A 15,610-nucleotide genomic window follows, 5' to 3' on the forward strand; every position below is an offset into this window, starting at 1 on the left:
GGGGACTGTCCCTCGATTTTGGCAACAAACCGGCGCAAATTCTTGCGACTGATTTCGTCGCCAGCGTTCGTTCGGCGGCTCGGCCGTTGGCAAAACATTCGACGAAGTGTTGCCAAAATCGAGGGACAGTCCCCGAATTTTGGAAATAGTTGCCGTCAGCGGGCGGAGAGCTTGCTTTCCAGCGTTTTCAGCCGGTCGACCGCGTTGTGGTTGTTCGGGTCCAGTTCCAGCGAGCGGCGGTAGCTGCGCACCGCGTCTTCACGTTTGCCGGCGGCTGCCTGCGCTTCGCCGAGGCTGTCGTACAGATTGGCGTCGGTCGGCAGCAGGCGCGTGCCGAATTCGAAGATCGCGACCGACTCGGCCAGCAGGCCGGCGCTCAGCAGCTCGTAGCCCCAGCTGTTGATATCGCTCGAACGCAGCTTGAACGTTGCGCCCCGGGCTTGCATCGTGTTGTAGATGTCGAACGCCTTGTCGAAGCCCCGTTCGGCCAGCTGGCTGGCGAAGTTCTCGCGCGTCGGTGGGGCGCCGCTACCGGGGCGGGCGTCGAGCGAGATCGTGTGCTTCGGCGCGCCGTTCGCGACCGGCTGGTTGGCGAGGAAGGCGCGTGCCTGCGCGTCGTTTTTCAGATGGGCGTCGAGGAAGCCGAGGACGTAGCGCGCCATCCAGCCGTACGCGCCGCGCACCTCGTCGCGGTTGTATTCGCGGAAGGCGCTGTCCGGGGCCAGGCGGACGCCGGTCGCCGCGAAGTCGCTGTGCCGCATCGGATGCATCGTTGCCACCAGCACGTCCGAGAACGTCATCTGGTTCAGCAAGCTGTAGGCCGTGCTGTTGCCGCGCCGGTTCAGCGCCTCGATCGTATGAGGCGCGCTGCCGACGAACAGCAGCGGCACCGGCAGCCGCGCCGGCGTCACGTACGGCACGGCGGTCTTGCCGCCATCGACCATCTGCGGATAGTAGCGCACCGACCCGTCCAGGCTGATGAGCGCCTTGATGCGGTCGTCGCGCGCGGCGGCCAGCACGTTCGCCAGGCCACCCCAGCTGAAGCCCATCGCGGCGATGCGGCCAATGTCGGCCTGCGGCAGCGTGGCCGCATGGGCGATCAGGTAGCCGATGTCGGCCACCTGCGATTCGAGGCCTTCGACGTCTTCCGTCATCGACCGCGTGCGCGCGCCTTGCGACGCGCTGGCCAGCACGACGTAGCCGTGACTGGCGAGGTATTCGCACAGGTCCGCGTTTTCCGATGCGGGCGCGCTGAAGCTGGGCGCGTAGACGATGACGGGGTATTTACCGTCTCGCGCCGGCGCGTCGAGCGTCGCCAGCATCGGTTGCGCCAGCTCCGGTTGCGCGGGCGCCGCGGCGCCCATCTGCTGCAGCCGCTGCGCCGTCAGCCGGCGTATCTCGGCCGGTGGCATGTCGAACGTATCCTCGGTGGCACCGGTCGCCACGTACTCGCGCAGCGTCACCGGCCGTTCGCTGCGCGCGGCCGGATACCACACCAGCATCTGCATCGGCCTGGCGCGCTCGCCGACCGTCGGCTTGCCGGTGACGAGCGAAACCCGGGTCTTGTACACGCGCGCCTGGTCATACTGCCGCACGACTTTCAGCCCCACAGGGAAGGAACCCTGGCCAGGGATCAGGGAGGTGGCCGCCTCGGCGGCGGTGGCGACACAGAACAGCAGGGCGATCAGCAGACGTGGCATGGCGGCGCGGATGAGTTGAAAAAATCATTATAAAAGCCGCCATGGCCGCGGAATCTCTCCGATTGTCACGCGCTGTCACGATGACAAAACGGCCCGGCCGCTTGCGCAACCGGGCCGTCCCGTGGATGCATCGCGACGCCGCGTCAGCAGCAGCCGCCGCGCTTGCCGGCGCCGCCGTAGCGGGCTTCCTGGCGCTCCTTGAAGAACTCTTCGTAGCTCATGATCGGCTGGTCCGGATGGTTGGCCTCGCAGTGCGCCACGTAGGTGTCGTACTCCGGCAGGCCCACCATCAGCCGCATGCTCTGGCCGAGGTAGCGGCCGGCCTTGACGATTTCGTCGAACATGTCGCGTTCTCCAATAATGACTGCGCGGATTACTGCGCCGGCATCAGCTGCACCGGGGTTTCGTTGTGCGTCGGCTTCGCAGCGGCGTTGGCGCGCAGCGCGGTGCGCACGCCGAACACCAGCACTGCCAGCACGACGACCATGAAGAAGCCGGCCAGCGACGCATCCAGGTAGTCGTTGAAGATCACCTGCTGCATCTGGTCGATCGACTTGGCCGGCGCCAGCACCTCGCCCTTGGCCAGTGCGGCCGCGTACTTGTCGGCGTGGGCCAGGAAGCCGATCTTCGGATTCGGATCGTAGATCTTCTGCCAGCCCGCCAGCAAGGTGCACATCAGCAGCCAGATCGTCGGCACGATCGTCACCCACGCATAGCGGGCCCGCTTCATCTTGAACAGCACGCACGTCGCCAGGATCAGCGCGATACCGGCCAGCATCTGGTTGGCGATGCCGAACAGCGGCCACAACGTGTTGATGCCGCCCAGCGGGTCGACCACGCCCTGGTACAGGAAGTAGCCCCACGCCGCCACGCACAGGCCCGTGGCCAGCAGGCTGGCGAACGTGTTCTCGGTACGCTTCAGGGACGGCGCAAATGCGCCCAGCAAGTCCTGCAGCATGAAGCGGCCGGCCCGCGTGCCCGCATCGACGGCGGTCAGGATGAACAGCGCCTCGAACAGGATGGCGAAGTGGTACCAGAACGCCATCATCGCCTTGCCGCCGATGACGTTGGACAGGATGTGCGCCATGCCCACCGCCAGCGTCGGGGCGCCACCGGCACGCGAAATGATCGTGTGCTCGCCGACGTCCTTCGCCGTCTGCGTCAGCATCTCGGGCGTCACGTGGAAGCCCCACTGCGACACGGCGTGCGCGGCCGATTCGGCCGTCGTGCCGATCAGCGCCGCCGGGCTGTTCATTGCGAAGTAGATGCCCGGTTCGATCGTCGACGCGGCCACCAGCGCCATGATCGCCACGAACGATTCCATCAGCATCGCGCCGTAGCCGATGAAGCGGGCATGCATTTCATTTTCGATCATCTTCGGCGTCGTGCCGGACGAGATCAGCGCGTGGAAGCCGGAGACGGCACCGCACGCGATCGTGATGAACAGGAACGGGAACAGGCTGCCGGTCCAGACCGGGCCGGTGCCGTCGATGAACTTCGTCAGCGACGGCATCTGCAGCATCGGTGCCACGATCACGATGCCCAGCGCCAGGCCGACGATCGTGCCGATCTTCAGGAACGTGGACAGGTAGTCGCGCGGCGCCAGCAGCAGCCACACGGGCAGCACGGAGGCGATGAACCCGTAGCCGATCAGCATCCACGTCAGCTCGGTGCCGGTGAACGTGAACATCGGCGCCAGCGCCGCGTTCTCCTGCACGTACTGGCCGCCAAAGATGGCGGCCATCAGCAGCACGAAGCCGATGATCGACACCTCGCCGACGCGGCCGATGCGGAAGAAGCGCGAGTACAGGCCCATGAAGATCGCGATCGGGATCGTCGCCATCACGGTGAACGTGCCCCACGGCGAACCGGTGAGCGCCTTCACGACGATCAGCGCCAGCACGGCCAGGATGATCACCATGATCATGAAGGTGCCGAGCAGCGCGATATTGCCGGGGATCGGGCCCAGTTCCGACTTGATCAGGTCACCGAGCGAGCGGCCGTCACGGCGCATCGAGATGAACAGCACCATGAAGTCCTGTACGGCGCCGGCGAACACCACGCCCGCCAGGATCCACAGCATGCCGGGCAGGTAGCCCATCTGCGCGGCCAGCACGGGGCCGACCAGCGGACCGGCGCCGGCGATCGCCGCGAAGTGGTGGCCGAACAGCACGTTCTTGTTGGTGGGGACGTAATCGAGACCGTCGTTGTGCTTGTACGCCGGCGTCATGCGGCGCGGGTCCAGGCCCATCACGTCGCGCGCGATGTACAGGCTGTAGAAGCGGTACGCGATCAGGTAGACGCAGACCGCGGCGATCACGATCCAGATGGCGCTGATCGGTTCGCCGCGTTTCAGCGCAACGACGCCCAATGCGCCTGCGCCGGCCAGCGACAGCGCTGCCCAGCCGAGTTTCTTCAAAACGGGGTTCATGTTTCCTCCAAGGTGGTGCCACGTCGCGCCGTTGTCGTGCCACGCGCGGCTTATGGAGAGTATTCATGAGCCGTATAACTGCGGCAAGCGCACCACTACGCAGACTGCCTGCGTAGTATTACGTAGAAGCTGGAAGCGGCGCGCAACGTACAATCGCGCCATGAAGCTCCGGCAAAAAGTCATCTTCCTGGCGATCACGCCGCTGATCCTCGCCCTGTGCGCGATCGCGCTCGCCGTGTGGCACCAGTCCGCGCTGCTGGCCACGCAGCAGAAGGCCGCCATCGAGCAGGCCTACCTGGCCAGCAAGGAGGCCGAGCTGAAACACTACGTGGCGCTGGCGCAGCATTCGGTGGCGCACCTGTACGGGTCCGGCCGCAGCGATGCGGCGACCCTGGACGAGGCCAAGCGCATCCTCGGCTCCCTCAGTTTCGGCGACGACGGCTACTTCTTCGTCTACGACATGCGGGGCAACAGCGTGATGCATCCGCGCCAGCCGGAACTCGTGGGCCGTAACCTGCTCGCCATGCGCGACGGCGCCGGCAACCCGACGATCCAGCGCCTGCTGGCCCGGGCCCGCGAAGGGGGCGGGCTGGAACGCTATTATTGGGTCAAGCCGTCCACCCACCAGGAAGTGGAAAAGCTGGGCTACGTGATCCCGATGGAGCGCTGGGGGTGGATGATGGGCACCGGCATCTACCTGGACGACGTCGATCGCGCGCTGGCGCGCATCGATGCGCAACAGCGCGGCAATATCCAGAACACGATGTTGTGGATCACGCTGATCGCGATCCTGTCGGCGCTGGCCGTCGGCTTTTCGGGCCTGGCGCTGAACATCAGCGAGTCGCGCGTCGCCGATGCGAAGCTGAAGGCGCTGGCGCAGCGCGTGGTCGAGTCGCAGGAAGAGGAGAGGGCGCGGCTGTCGCGCGACCTGCACGACGGTATCAGCCAGTGGCTCGTGTCGATCAAGCTGCAGATCGAGGCGGGCATCGAGCGGCTCTCCGGTCCGGAGCCGCAGCAGGCCAAAGCACTGGCCGTGTTCGAGCACACGGCCGGGCAGTTGAACAAGGTGCTGGGCGAAGTGCGCCGCATCTCGCACAACCTGCGCCCCGCGATGCTGGACGATATCGGCCTGGCCGCCGCGCTGGCGCATCTGGCCGAGGAGTTCGAGCAGAACAGCGGCATGCCGGTAAGCTTCGCCGCCGAGGGGTGCACGGACCGCCTGCCGGACGTGGCGAACACGGTGCTGTTCCGCATCGCCCAGGAAGCGCTGACGAACATCGAGCGCCACGCCGGCGCGCGCACGATCGCGATCGCGCTGACCGGCGACGAAGAGCGCGTGACGCTGGAGATCAGCGACGACGGCGTCGGTTTCGATACGGCCGGCATCGCCCAGCACCCGAAGCGGGGCATCGGCCTGCGCAATATGATGGAAAGAATGGAAGCGATCGGCGGCCGGCTGGAGCTGGTGTCGTCGCCGGCCGGCACGGTGGTGCGGGCCATCGCGCCGGAAGAGGAGTCGGCATGACGATCAGGATACTGTTGGTGGACGACCATCCGCTGGTGCGCGACGGCTTGCGCGCGCGGCTGGAGGCCGTGCCGGCATTCGAAGTGGTGGCGGAGGCGGGCAGCGCGGCCGAGGCGCTGGAGGCGGCGCGCACGCATGCGCCGGACCTCGTCCTCATGGACATCAATATGCGCGGCACCAACGGCATCGAGGCGACGGCCGCGTTCCGCGACCAGTTCCCGCGCATCGCGGTGCTGATCCTGTCGATGCACGACAAGCAGGAATACGTGGCGCAGGCGATGCAGGCGGGCGCCCGCGGCTACGTGCTGAAGGATGCGCCGGGCAAGGACATCGTCGTGGCGATCGAAACCGTGATGTCCGGCGGGATCTACTACAGCGCCGCGCTGGCCCAGCAGCTCGCGAAACCCGTGTCGCAGGACGAGCTGACGGCGCGCGAGCACGAGGTGCTGCGCCACATCGCCAACGGCGAATCGAACAAGCGGATCGCCCGCGAACTGGATCTTTCCGTGCGCACCGTGGAGACGCACCGGCTGAACATCAAGCGCAAGCTGGGCATTGAAGGGCAGGCGGAACTGATCAAGTTCGCAGTGCAGCACGCGCGCGGCTTGTAAAGAGGCTGTTGTTCAAATCGAACACGCTTTGTCAATGGCGCCACACTCTATCGTGCGCACCCTTTGATGCCGGGGATTTCTGATATATTCCACAGTGCATCTTTTGCCTTTTTGAAATTTCTTCGTTGTAACAGCTTCGGTGTGTTGCCCTGCGCAGTAGGGTTGCCGTCTGTTAATACATGCAATACCATGCGCGCACCACCACACCGAGAGTCAGATGCCTGCACATGACCTGTTCCCCCTGGCGGGACTGGAGGCCGTAGCCGATGCCCAGCATGAGTTGGTTGCCGTTGCGCTGCGGCCGCATCCGACGATGGATGCGTACGACACGGCGCTCGCGCTGTGCGGCTACCCGGGCAGCGGCGCGCTCGCGCCGCTCGACCGGATCGTGACACTGGCCGATCCGCTGCGCGTCCGACCCGAGCACCTGCCGTTGCTGCCCCCATCGAACACCGTGTTCCGCATCCCGGTGGACGCCCTCGAGGACGCCGCCACGCGCAAGCATTGCGCGGCGCTGGCCGGGCAGGGCTACCGCCTGCAGGCCGATGGTACGGCGGGCTTCGCGCAGATCGAGTCCGGCATTTCCGGCCTCGCGCGCGACATGTCGGCGGTGCTCCCGCAACTTCCGCCCGAGTGGGCGTTGCTGACGATGAACGGCCCGCATTGGGCATACGGCATTGCCGACGTCGAGCATCATGCCGTTTGCCGCGCGGCCGGTTTTCATTGGTTCAGCGGCGACCCTGCGCGCTGGCGCGGCCCGGCGGCCGGCGACGGCACGTCGCGCAAGCGCCTGCTGGCGTTGCTGGCGCTGCTCGCCGAGGACGCCGATTCGCGCGAACTGGAAGCGGTGCTCAAGCAAGACCCGGCGCTGTCGTACCACCTGCTGAAGGTCGTCAACTCGGCGGCGTTTGGACTGGCCACGCCGGTCCACCATTTCGGCCAGGCGATCAATGTGCTGGGCCGGCGCCAGCTACAGCGCTGGCTGCAACTGCTGCTGTATGCCCGCCCGCAGCCGGACGGGCCGCAGGACCCATTGCTGCCGCAGGCCGCGCAGCGCGCCTCGCAGATGGAGGCGCTGTGCCGGCTGCAGGGCGGCGGACGTGAACGGCAGGACCTGGCGTTCGTCACCGGCGTGTTCGCGCTGCTGGACGTGCTGCTGGGGATGCCGATGGCGGACATCGTCGCCGCCCTGCGGCTCGACATGGACGTCGTCGCCGCGCTGCTCGAGCGTAGCGGCCCGCTGGGCGAACTGCTCGCCCTCGTCGAACAACCGGTGCCCGATCCGGCGCGCGTGGCCGCGGCCGGGCTGACGCACGAGCAGTTCTGGCAGGGCCAGTTGCAAGGCTGGCAGTGGGCGATCCAGGTGGGCAGGAACCTGCGATGACGAAGCACCCCGTGCCCGCGCAGCTTGCGCATCCCGTCTCGGACTTCATCGCCAGCAGCGCCGCGTTGTGCGACGCGGTCCTGCGCCTGCGCGGCGCGGCACTGACGGCGGAACTGGGCCGCATCGCCGCCGATGTCACGCACAGCCCGTGGGCCCGCTATGTGCCGGCCGGCGACACCGCCGCCGAGCCGGCGCCGCCGCACGCGCTGGCGCAGGAGGTGGTGTTCGACGGCCGCCACTTCGGCCGCTTCGAGGTGGCGGGCCGCGCCGGCTATGGCGCCGTCGAACGGCAGCACCTCGCGAGCCTCGCCAGCCTGGCGGGCAGCGTGCTGCAGGTGCATACGCTGGCGCAGCGCACGACGCATGCGTACGCGCAGGTGGAAGCGCAGCTGCAGCACCAGGCGCAGATCCTCGACCACATCCACGAATCCGTCGTCACGATGGACCCGAACGGCTTCATCACCAGCTGGAACAAGGGCGCCGAGCGCCTGTTCGGCTACACGGCGATGGAAGCGGTCGGCCGCAACATCCTGTTCCTGTACGACGACGAGGACACTAGCTTCCACGACCCGTTCGTGGAGCAGGGCGGGCGGCTGATGGAAGTGCGGCGCAAGAAGAAGTCGGGCGAGGTGTTCTGGGCCAGCCTGTCGCTGTCGCCGCTGTGCGATATCGACAACCGCTCGATCGGCCTGATCGCCTATCTGACCGACATCACGGAGCGCAAGGAAGCGGAAGAACGCATCCACCACCTGGCGTATTACGACGCGCTGACGAACCTGTCGAACCGCACGCTGCTGACCAAACTGCTGGACCAGGCACTGACGGTCGCGCAGCGCAACAAGCAGCACGGTTGCGTGCTGTTCGTCGACCTGAACCGCTTCAAGCTGATCAACGACACGCTGGGCCGGCAAGCTGGCGACCAGCTGCTGCGCGAAGTGGCGCGGCGCTTCCGCATGGCGCTGCGCGAGCAGGACGTGGTGGCGCGGCTGGGCGGCGACGAATTCGCCGTCGCGCTGTTCGAGATCTCGCAGCACTTCGAGGCCAGCATGGTGGCGCAGAAGCTGATGGCGGCGCTGTCCGAACCGTTCCTGATCGACGGCCACGACCTGCGCGTGGGCGCGGCGATCGGCATCTCCGTCTACCCGCAGGACGGCACCGACGCCGAGACCCTGCTGCGCCAGGCCGACATCGCGATGTACCGCGCCAAGCAGGGCGTGGAAGCGGACGGCGTGGCGTTCTACAGCGAGGACATGAATCAGGGCATGCACGAGCGCATGCGCATCGAATCGGGCCTGCGCCACGCGCTGGGCAGCGGCCAGCTGATGCTGCACTACCAGCCCAAGTTCTCGATCGAGGACGGCCACATCATCGGCGCCGAGGCGCTGGTGCGGTGGAAGCACCCCGAGCGGGGCCTGGTCCCGCCGGCCGAGTTCATCCCGCTGGCCGAAGCGACGGGCCTCGTCGTGCAGGTGGGCGAATGGGTGCTGGAAGCCGTGTGCGCGCAGGCGCAGGTCTGGAAGCGCGCCGGGCTGCGGCCGATCCGGCTGGCCGTCAACGTGTCCGCCCGCGAATTCACGCCGGCGCTGCCGGCCCGCGTGCAGGACACGTTGCGGCGCTACGACCTGGAACCCGCGTGGCTGGAGCTGGAGATCACCGAGAGCACGCTGATGCACAACATCGAGCGGGTGATCGGTATCATGGACCGCATCGCGGCGCTGGGCGTGACGTTGTCGCTGGACGATTTCGGCACGGGCTATTCGAGCCTGTCGTACCTGAAGCGCTTCCCGATCGACACGCTGAAGATCGACCGCTCGTTCACGACCGGCATCCCGGGCGACGCCAACGACTGCGCGATCGCCAGCACGATCATCAGCATCGCCCAGCAGTTGAAGCACAAGGTGATCGCCGAGGGCGTGGAGACCGTCGAGCAGATGGCGTTCCTGAAGCGGACCGGGTGTGACGAGGTGCAGGGGTATCTGTTCTCGCGGCCGTTGCCGCCGGGGGAGTTTGAAAGGGCGTTGCAGGAGAAGGGGTGGGCGAGGGCGGCGACGGCGTGACTTGCGACCAGTCCGCGCATCGACAGGTTCGGTGTTCTGGCGCCCGCACTTGCCCTAGCTTTGGTGGTGAGTGGTGATTTCTGTATAATGCGGGGCACTTCACGACGTGCGCTCGTCCGAGCGCGTGTGACAGAAGGAAGCGTGGCCGAGTGGTTGAAGGCAGCAGTCTTGAAAACTGCCGGCGGGGGAACCCGCTCGTGAGTTCGAATCTCACCGCTTCCGCCAGGAAATAAAAAAGACCGCCTTGGCGGTCTTTTTTATTTTCGGGCGGAAGCAGGGGAAGCGCCTGCGCGCTTCCCCGGGTGAGATTCGAAGGGCTGCGCTTGCAAGCGCAGCCCTCTCCGAATCGCCCATTTGTCGTTGAGAGTCGTTTCCCGCGTGCGGGAAACGACTCTCAACGGCCTTGCGCGCCGAGGGCGCGCATCGTGATTCCGTTCCTGCCGTCTGCGCACCAGGACGCGCTTCGTCATGGGCGACGGGGCCTGCGCGGCCGCCCCCACCGTGTGCCGCTCATGCCGTCTGCAAAGACGCAAACGCCCTGTCCGGTGAAATCCGCCCGTCTCCGCAGCGCCCCAAAGCTGCGATGCCGCTAACGCCCCACAGCCACAAGCGGCGCGCCACCGCGAACCCGCCGCTGCAACAGGTCCGTGGCCACCGCCAGCGCGTTGTCCGGCTTTGCCGCGATATCCGGCGTGACGCCCGTTCCTTCCCAATTGGTGTGCGTGATCGCACTGATGGTGCGCCGGCCCGGGATCACGGCATAGAAATGTTCGCCAATGCGATGCGGGCGCGCAGGGTTGGCGCCGCCCCAGGTCGGCTCGCCGATGACCGTGGCGCGTTTCAATGCCTGCATCGTGTACGCGAAGTCTTCGCCCGCGGACATCGTGCCGGGGCCGACCAGGATCAGCACGGGCTTCTTGCAGCCATAGCGTTTCCCGTCAAGCTTGTCCGCCGTCCAGTACTGTTTTGTCTCGCCGGTGGCGCGATCCCAGATGTCGTTGAGGCGCGTACGCTGGTCCACGAAGTAGCTGACCAGCAGGGCTACCGATTCGGGGGCGCCGCCGCCGTTGTGGCGCAGGTCCACGATGAGGCCATCGGTGTCGGCGAGTTCATCCATCGCGGCGCCGAACTTTTCGGCCACGAGGAAATCAGGAGGGAAGCCGGCAAGCTTCAGGTAGCCGATGTTGGGGCTCAGGTGATTGACTTCTTCCACCTGGCGCTTGGCCATGTGGCGCATGATCTGGCGCATGACGAAGTTGGTGCGCTGCTCCCAATCCTCTCGCGTCTCCGGTGGCTGCGCGCCATTGTCGTCGGGCAGAACCAGCCCGGGCGCGAACCCGACCTCCATGTGCCGGTCGGGGGCCACTCCCTGGATGTCGGCCGTGAGCTGTTGCGTCAGCTGTTCGCCGTCCGTTATCCCATCGTATTTGCCTTCCTGCTGGCGCTGGCGCAGCACCGCCGCCACCTGTTTGGCCTTGTCGGGGAAGATATAGTGATCGTTCAGTTTCGCCACCAGCGTATCGATCGCCTTGGCGCGCATCGGGCCATCGACCACCACCTTCGGCCGAGGCCTCGATTGTTCCCAAAAATGCTGCAGGATGGGCATCACCATGATGCCGATCACGATCAGTACCAACAAGGACGGTATGACAATCCATTTCTTTTTCATTTTTTTCCTTTTCACTGGTTGATAACAGAATGAGTGCTGAATCGAACGGGCGTGTTCGATCAGCGGGCTTGTCCACAGCCCATTCAACGGCTTCATCAAGCGCTGCGAATTTGACGACGACCCGGCATCTGTCGGCGGTGAACCGGCGAGGACGCCGGACCGGACATCGCCGGGCGGGGCGGCGATCCGGCTACATCTGGCGGAACTGCCGGGTAAATGCTTCGCTGACCGCCAGGCGCTCGGCCCGGCCTTTCAGGATTACCTCCAGGCCGGCGCTGCCGCGCCCACCGAGTTCATTGCGTTCGATCCGGTCGATGGCCTGGAGGTTGACGATGGCGCTGCGGTGGATTTGCGCGAACTGCTGCGGGTCCAGCTGCTCGAGCAGGGTCTTCAGCGGCAGCCGGATCAGCGCGGCGCCTTGCTCCGTTACGACCCGTGTGTATTTCCCGTCCGACTGGAAATACAGCACCTCGCTGACCATCACCAGCCGCACCGCATTGCCGCTGGATGCCTTGATCCACTTCAGGTACACGGGGGCGCTGTCCCGCTCGAATAGCTTTTCCCAGACGGCCGGCGGCGGGCTTGCGGCCGCGCGCGACTTCAGGCGGCGTATCGTCTGCAGCAGTCGCGCGGTCGTCAACGGCTTCACCAGGTAATCGCACGCGCCGGCGTCGAAAGCGGCCACCGCATAGTCCGCGTAGGCCGTGACGAACACCACCTGGCAGGACTCGGGAATATGGCGCGCCACCTCCATGCCGTTCAGGCCGGGGAGCTGGATGTCCAGGAAGACGATGTCCGGCTTTGACGCATCGATGCGCGCCACCGCGTCGATGCCGTTCTCGGCGTAGCCGGCGACCTCCAGCTCGGGCCACAGCGCGCGCAGCTGGTCCGTCAGTTCCGCCCGCAGCAGCGGCTCGTCTTCCACGATCAGGGCGGTCGGCATCACGCGACCTTTCCTGGCAAGGGCACCGTCAGCACGGCGCGCACACCCTGGCTTTCGCCGGGTTCCACCGCCAGGCTGGCCGCGCGTCCGTACAGCAGCATCAGGCGTTCCGCGATGTTCGCCAGGCCCGTGCCTTGCCCGGCCTGTTCGGTCAGGCCGACGCCGTCGTCGACCACGGACACGCTCAGCAGCCTGCCGTCCCCGTTGGCCTCGCACCAAGCGCGGATCGTGATCAGGCCCGGCCGGCTGGCCCGCTCCAGCCCGTGCTTGACGGCGTTCTCCACCAGCGAGATCAGCATCGCAGGCGGGAACGGCAGGCTGCGCAAGTCGTCGTCCACGGCCACGTCGAAGCGCAGCCGGGTGCCCATGCGGATGCGCATCACCGCCAGGAAGTCGCTGACCAGGTCCAGCTCACGTCCCAAGGTCGAGGACACCGAGCGCATGTCGGGCAAGGCGTTCTGCAGGTAGCCTACCAGATGGTCGAGCATCTCCTGCGCGGCCGGCTGGTCGGTGCGGATCAGGTACTTCAGATTGGCCAGCGTGTTGAACAGGAAGTGCGGTTCGACCTGGGCTTGCAGGGCCGACAGGCGCGCCTGCAGCGAGGTGCGTTCCAGTTCACGTGCATGCCGTGCCGCTTCCAGTGCGGCGGCATGGCGGTCGAGGTGCTGGCACAGATGGCTGTACACCGTCTCGGCGGCCTTCAGCGCCTGGCCTTGCTGGATCTCGAACCATGCCAGGCCTGGGCGGCTGCGCAGTTCGATCCGGCAGCCGGGCCCCGGTTCGGTCGATACCTTCACCTCGACATGGCGCCACAACGCCAGCGGCCGCCAGCGGCCGAGCACGATGCGGCCCTTGAACGGGTCATGGGAGAACGCCGGCGGGCCCGCATAGCCGAGCGCCATGCCGAGCGCGAGTCCCGACAGGGTTTCGGTACACAGGTCGAACGTGGTGTAGGGATTGAACGGCGCATCGATGCGGCGCGTGACCGTGGATGCGATGCCTTCCGCGCACAGCGCCTTGCCGTCTTCGCCCAGCTGGGAGAGATAGGCGCGGGCAATCCCGCTCGACAGCAGCGCAAGCCAGACAATCAGCGCCAGCACCACGCCGCCGACGATATACGGATTGAGCTTGTGAAGCAGGAAGCTGCCCGGCGTGCCCGCGCCCGCACCCAGCCCGAGCGGCAGCACAGCGATCGCCAGCGACAGGAACAGCAGCGAACCGGCATTGAAGCGCAGCGCCGACTGCAGCAGATAGCGGCGCACGAGGCGGCGATCGTGCTCGACTTCCGGCACGGGCGGCGCGTTAAATGGCAGGGAAGCGGGAGAACTCATCAAATTCCTCGCGTTGAACTTGTCCAGCCATTCTAGCGGTGCGGGCGCGCGTGTTTTCGGCCATGCGACGAATGGCCGTAAATCGGGGAGGGAACGGGTGCAGGCGGAATGAATGCCGGATCGCTGCCTGGGCGTGGTGGTGAGTAGGGAGACGAGCGGCGAAGCAGGGAAGCGCGATGGGATTGGGTATGCTTGCCACTCCCATGAAAAGAGACGGAGAGTTTGTGACAATCGGAGAGATTCCATGACGTAAGTATGTTTTATACTGAACAATATTCACACAACCTGGGTACGACGCATGAGAAAGCTCCTGCTCCTGGCATTCTTCATCTCGCTTGCTGGTTGCGCCGCAAGGTCGAAAGTGCGTCTGTCCGATCCGGGCGCGGAGAAACTGGCTGCTCATGCGGGCCCGGTTTGCATGCTCCGCTCGCCGCTGCCAACCAACGTCAAATACAAGACCCTGGCAGCCCTCAATAGCTCCAAGCGCACCTATGGCAGCGTAAGCGAGCTGATTCCCCTGATGGCAGCGGATGCTCGTGCTGTCGGCGCGAACGCGATAATCAACTTGAATACGGGCCAGAGGATGGGAGCGTTTGCGTGGGCACGTCCGGTTGGTACCGGCACCGCCGTGAAAATCGAAGATAGCGAGGCATTCAACTGCGTAGGTGCGGGTGGCGAACTTCGGTAAGGCGCCGCGGCCTCGCTGGCTGGGGTAACGGGTTGCGCGAGCTGTGCGCTGCCCCGTCCGGCAGCGCGACAAGGTTTATTGGTGCAGCCGCCGCATCTTGGCTTCCACGCGTTTACCAATCCGACCTGAGTTTATAGCCATGAAAACATCGTTCCTCTTGCTGGTCGTGGTCGCTTTGGCGGCGGCTTTTCTGTTGGCGCTGTTGAAAGGCGCGAAAGGCAGCGGCCGCACCGGCGCGTACCGTCGACGCAAACTCATGACCGACAACGAGGAGGAATTCTTCGGCAGGCTCGTCGTGGCCCTTCCAGACCATTACATCTTCCCGCAGGTCGCGATGTCGGCTCTGCTTGAACCGGCAAGCGGCAACAGTAAAACGGCATATGCCGACAGGCTGCGGGTCGCCCAGCAACGGGTCGATTACGTGGTCTGCACCAAGCGGTGTGAAGTCGTTGCCGTCGTCGAACTGGATGACAAGACCCATACGAGATCGAAGGATACGCTGCGCGATGCGCGCCTCGAACAGGGAGGCATCCGGACTGTCCGGTTCCAGGCCCGTCACAAACCTAAGGTCGAGGCCATCCGGGCGATGATCCTTGGCCCTATCGAAGCCGAGGCGGGGAAAGAGACAAGCATGACCAGCCAACAAACGGTCTCTCCCATCGCTGACACCTCGAGGTCGCCGCAATAAATTGGGCCATGCCCCTGTTGCCAGACGGGCCATCGACCGCTTAGCGGGGATGGGCAGCTGTGGCGCCGCGGGAGGCGATTGGCATGCGTTTACCCCGCCCCCACAACACGAACGCGCACAGCGGCAGCAGCAGAAAATTCAGTGGAAGTACCGAGAACTCCCCGCGCGATGCGTGGAAGGCGATTGCCAGCATTTGCAGCACCACACAACATAGCGCGGCCAGGACTGTCAGCCACGGGCGAATGCGTGTCAGCGACGGCAGCACTATCCCGATCCCACCGGCCATGTCCACCAAACCAATCGAGCGCACGAACGCCACAGGGTATTGGCCCGGCCAAGTCATCATCGCGGCAAGTTCGGGAATCGGCAGGAACAGTTTCGACAATCCCGAAGCCAGGAAGACGAACGCCACAAAGAATTGGGCGAACCAGAGGCTTCGGTTCAAATACTTGTTCGGAACGGGGTGGGATAGCGAAGACATGCGACTCCTTGCGTTGAGTGTTGCGGACATCGGATGTTATGCTTTCCCCTTTGCATAATCGATATCTGCGCATGCATTGCATCATTTCCAGATGAGGAAACT

13 protein-coding genes and 1 tRNA gene are annotated in these 15,610 nt (G+C 65.5%); 7 read left to right on the plus strand and 7 right to left on the minus strand.

All coding sequences use genetic code 11. The features are described from left to right. Positions 1-155 precede the first annotated feature (155 nt). From IP92_RS21610 to IP92_RS21620, 3 genes are all read right to left on the minus strand, one after another. Positions 156-1,700 carry a CocE/NonD family hydrolase gene (locus IP92_RS21610; RefSeq protein WP_145879016.1) on the minus strand — a complete coding sequence of 515 codons (1,545 nt, stop codon included), beginning with the start codon at positions 1,698-1,700 and terminating at the stop codon, positions 156-158. A gap of 143 nt (positions 1,701-1,843) precedes the next feature. After that, positions 1,844-2,044, minus strand: coding sequence for a YbdD/YjiX family protein (locus IP92_RS21615; protein ID WP_112937846.1), 201 nt, complete (start codon positions 2,042-2,044; stop codon positions 1,844-1,846). A gap of 29 nt (positions 2,045-2,073) precedes the next feature. After that, complete coding sequence (locus IP92_RS21620) at positions 2,074-4,131, minus strand: carbon starvation CstA family protein (protein ID WP_145879018.1); 2,058 nt, start codon at positions 4,129-4,131, stop codon at positions 2,074-2,076. A 160-nt stretch (positions 4,132-4,291) separates the two neighbouring features. Between IP92_RS21620 and IP92_RS21625 the strand changes: the two genes are divergently transcribed. From IP92_RS21625 to IP92_RS21645, 5 genes are all read left to right on the plus strand, one after another. Next, entirely contained in the window at positions 4,292-5,656 is a 1,365-nt protein-coding gene (locus IP92_RS21625) for a cache domain-containing protein (protein WP_145879020.1), read from the plus strand. After that, positions 5,653-6,267, plus strand: a complete 615-nt coding sequence (locus IP92_RS21630) for a response regulator (protein WP_145879022.1) — start codon at positions 5,653-5,655, stop codon at positions 6,265-6,267. Before IP92_RS21625 ends, IP92_RS21630 begins: the two co-directional genes overlap by 4 nt. 217 nt (positions 6,268-6,484) lie before the next feature. After that, a complete protein-coding gene (locus IP92_RS21635) occupies positions 6,485-7,651 on the plus strand; it encodes an HDOD domain-containing protein (RefSeq protein WP_145879024.1) in 1,167 nt (388 codons plus the stop codon). Next, positions 7,648-9,708 (plus strand): putative bifunctional diguanylate cyclase/phosphodiesterase, encoded by a 2,061-nt coding sequence (locus IP92_RS21640; protein WP_145879026.1) that lies wholly within the window; start codon positions 7,648-7,650, stop codon positions 9,706-9,708. The genes IP92_RS21635 and IP92_RS21640 overlap by 4 nt, the downstream gene beginning before the upstream one ends. Positions 9,709-9,843: 135 nt before the next feature. Beyond that, positions 9,844-9,933, plus strand: a tRNA-Ser gene (locus tag IP92_RS21645). 364 nt (positions 9,934-10,297) lie between these two features. On the opposite strand, the gene IP92_RS21650 is transcribed toward IP92_RS21645, so the two are convergent. From IP92_RS21650 to IP92_RS21660, 3 genes are all read right to left on the minus strand, one after another. Continuing rightward, entirely contained in the window at positions 10,298-11,473 is a 1,176-nt protein-coding gene (locus tag IP92_RS21650; protein ID WP_145879028.1) for a S41 family peptidase, read from the minus strand. Between the two features lie 94 nt (positions 11,474-11,567). Continuing rightward, positions 11,568-12,320, minus strand: coding sequence for a LytR/AlgR family response regulator transcription factor (locus IP92_RS21655; RefSeq protein ID WP_199272010.1), 753 nt, complete (start codon positions 12,318-12,320; stop codon positions 11,568-11,570). Further along, a complete protein-coding gene (locus IP92_RS21660) occupies positions 12,320-13,651 on the minus strand; it encodes a sensor histidine kinase (RefSeq protein ID WP_158206822.1) in 1,332 nt (443 codons plus the stop codon). Before IP92_RS21660 ends, IP92_RS21655 begins: the two co-directional genes overlap by 1 nt. Positions 13,652-13,949: 298 nt before the next feature. Here IP92_RS21660 and IP92_RS21665 point away from each other — a divergent pair, with 298 nt between their 5' ends. Together IP92_RS21665 and IP92_RS21670 are read left to right on the plus strand one after the other, a co-directional pair. Continuing rightward, entirely contained in the window at positions 13,950-14,339 is a 390-nt protein-coding gene (locus IP92_RS21665; RefSeq protein WP_145879034.1) for a hypothetical protein, read from the plus strand. Between the two features lie 139 nt (positions 14,340-14,478). Further along, positions 14,479-15,027 (plus strand): DUF2726 domain-containing protein, encoded by a 549-nt coding sequence (locus tag IP92_RS21670; protein ID WP_145879036.1) that lies wholly within the window; start codon positions 14,479-14,481, stop codon positions 15,025-15,027. A 40-nt stretch (positions 15,028-15,067) separates the two neighbouring features. On the opposite strand, the gene IP92_RS21675 is transcribed toward IP92_RS21670, so the two are convergent. Continuing rightward, complete coding sequence (locus tag IP92_RS21675) at positions 15,068-15,508, minus strand: DoxX family protein (protein WP_229418906.1); 441 nt, start codon at positions 15,506-15,508, stop codon at positions 15,068-15,070. Positions 15,509-15,610: the final 102 nt, after the last annotated feature.

Origin of the sequence: Pseudoduganella flava (assembly GCF_007830495.1) — a bacterium.
In the GTDB taxonomy this organism is placed as follows: Bacteria; Pseudomonadota; Gammaproteobacteria; order Burkholderiales; family Burkholderiaceae_D; genus Rugamonas; species Rugamonas flava.

What these genes read in the sequence shown, in the direction of transcription:
- IP92_RS21615 (WP_112937846.1), bottom strand. Translation starts at nt 2,044, where the DNA reads ATGTTCGACGAAATCGTCAAGGCCGGCCGCTACCTCGGCCAGAGCATG.
- IP92_RS21640 (WP_145879026.1), top strand. Translation starts at nt 7,648, where the DNA reads ATGACGAAGCACCCCGTGCCCGCGCAGCTTGCGCATCCCGTCTCGGAC.
- IP92_RS21675 (WP_229418906.1), bottom strand. Translation starts at nt 15,508, where the DNA reads ATGTCTTCGCTATCCCACCCCGTTCCGAACAAGTATTTGAACCGAAGC.
- IP92_RS21660 (WP_158206822.1), bottom strand. Translation starts at nt 13,651, where the DNA reads ATGAGTTCTCCCGCTTCCCTGCCATTTAACGCGCCGCCCGTGCCGGAA.
- IP92_RS21650 (WP_145879028.1), bottom strand. Translation starts at nt 11,473, where the DNA reads ATGAAGCCGTTGAATGGGCTGTGGACAAGCCCGCTGATCGAACACGCC.
- IP92_RS21630 (WP_145879022.1), top strand. Translation starts at nt 5,653, where the DNA reads ATGACGATCAGGATACTGTTGGTGGACGACCATCCGCTGGTGCGCGAC.
- IP92_RS21610 (WP_145879016.1), bottom strand. Translation starts at nt 1,700, where the DNA reads ATGCCACGTCTGCTGATCGCCCTGCTGTTCTGTGTCGCCACCGCCGCC.
- IP92_RS21655 (WP_199272010.1), bottom strand. Translation starts at nt 12,320, where the DNA reads ATGCCGACCGCCCTGATCGTGGAAGACGAGCCGCTGCTGCGGGCGGAA.
- IP92_RS21635 (WP_145879024.1), top strand. Translation starts at nt 6,485, where the DNA reads ATGCCTGCACATGACCTGTTCCCCCTGGCGGGACTGGAGGCCGTAGCC.
- IP92_RS21620 (WP_145879018.1), bottom strand. Translation starts at nt 4,131, where the DNA reads ATGAACCCCGTTTTGAAGAAACTCGGCTGGGCAGCGCTGTCGCTGGCC.
- IP92_RS21665 (WP_145879034.1), top strand. Translation starts at nt 13,950, where the DNA reads ATGAGAAAGCTCCTGCTCCTGGCATTCTTCATCTCGCTTGCTGGTTGC.
- IP92_RS21625 (WP_145879020.1), top strand. Translation starts at nt 4,292, where the DNA reads ATGAAGCTCCGGCAAAAAGTCATCTTCCTGGCGATCACGCCGCTGATC.
- IP92_RS21670 (WP_145879036.1), top strand. Translation starts at nt 14,479, where the DNA reads ATGAAAACATCGTTCCTCTTGCTGGTCGTGGTCGCTTTGGCGGCGGCT.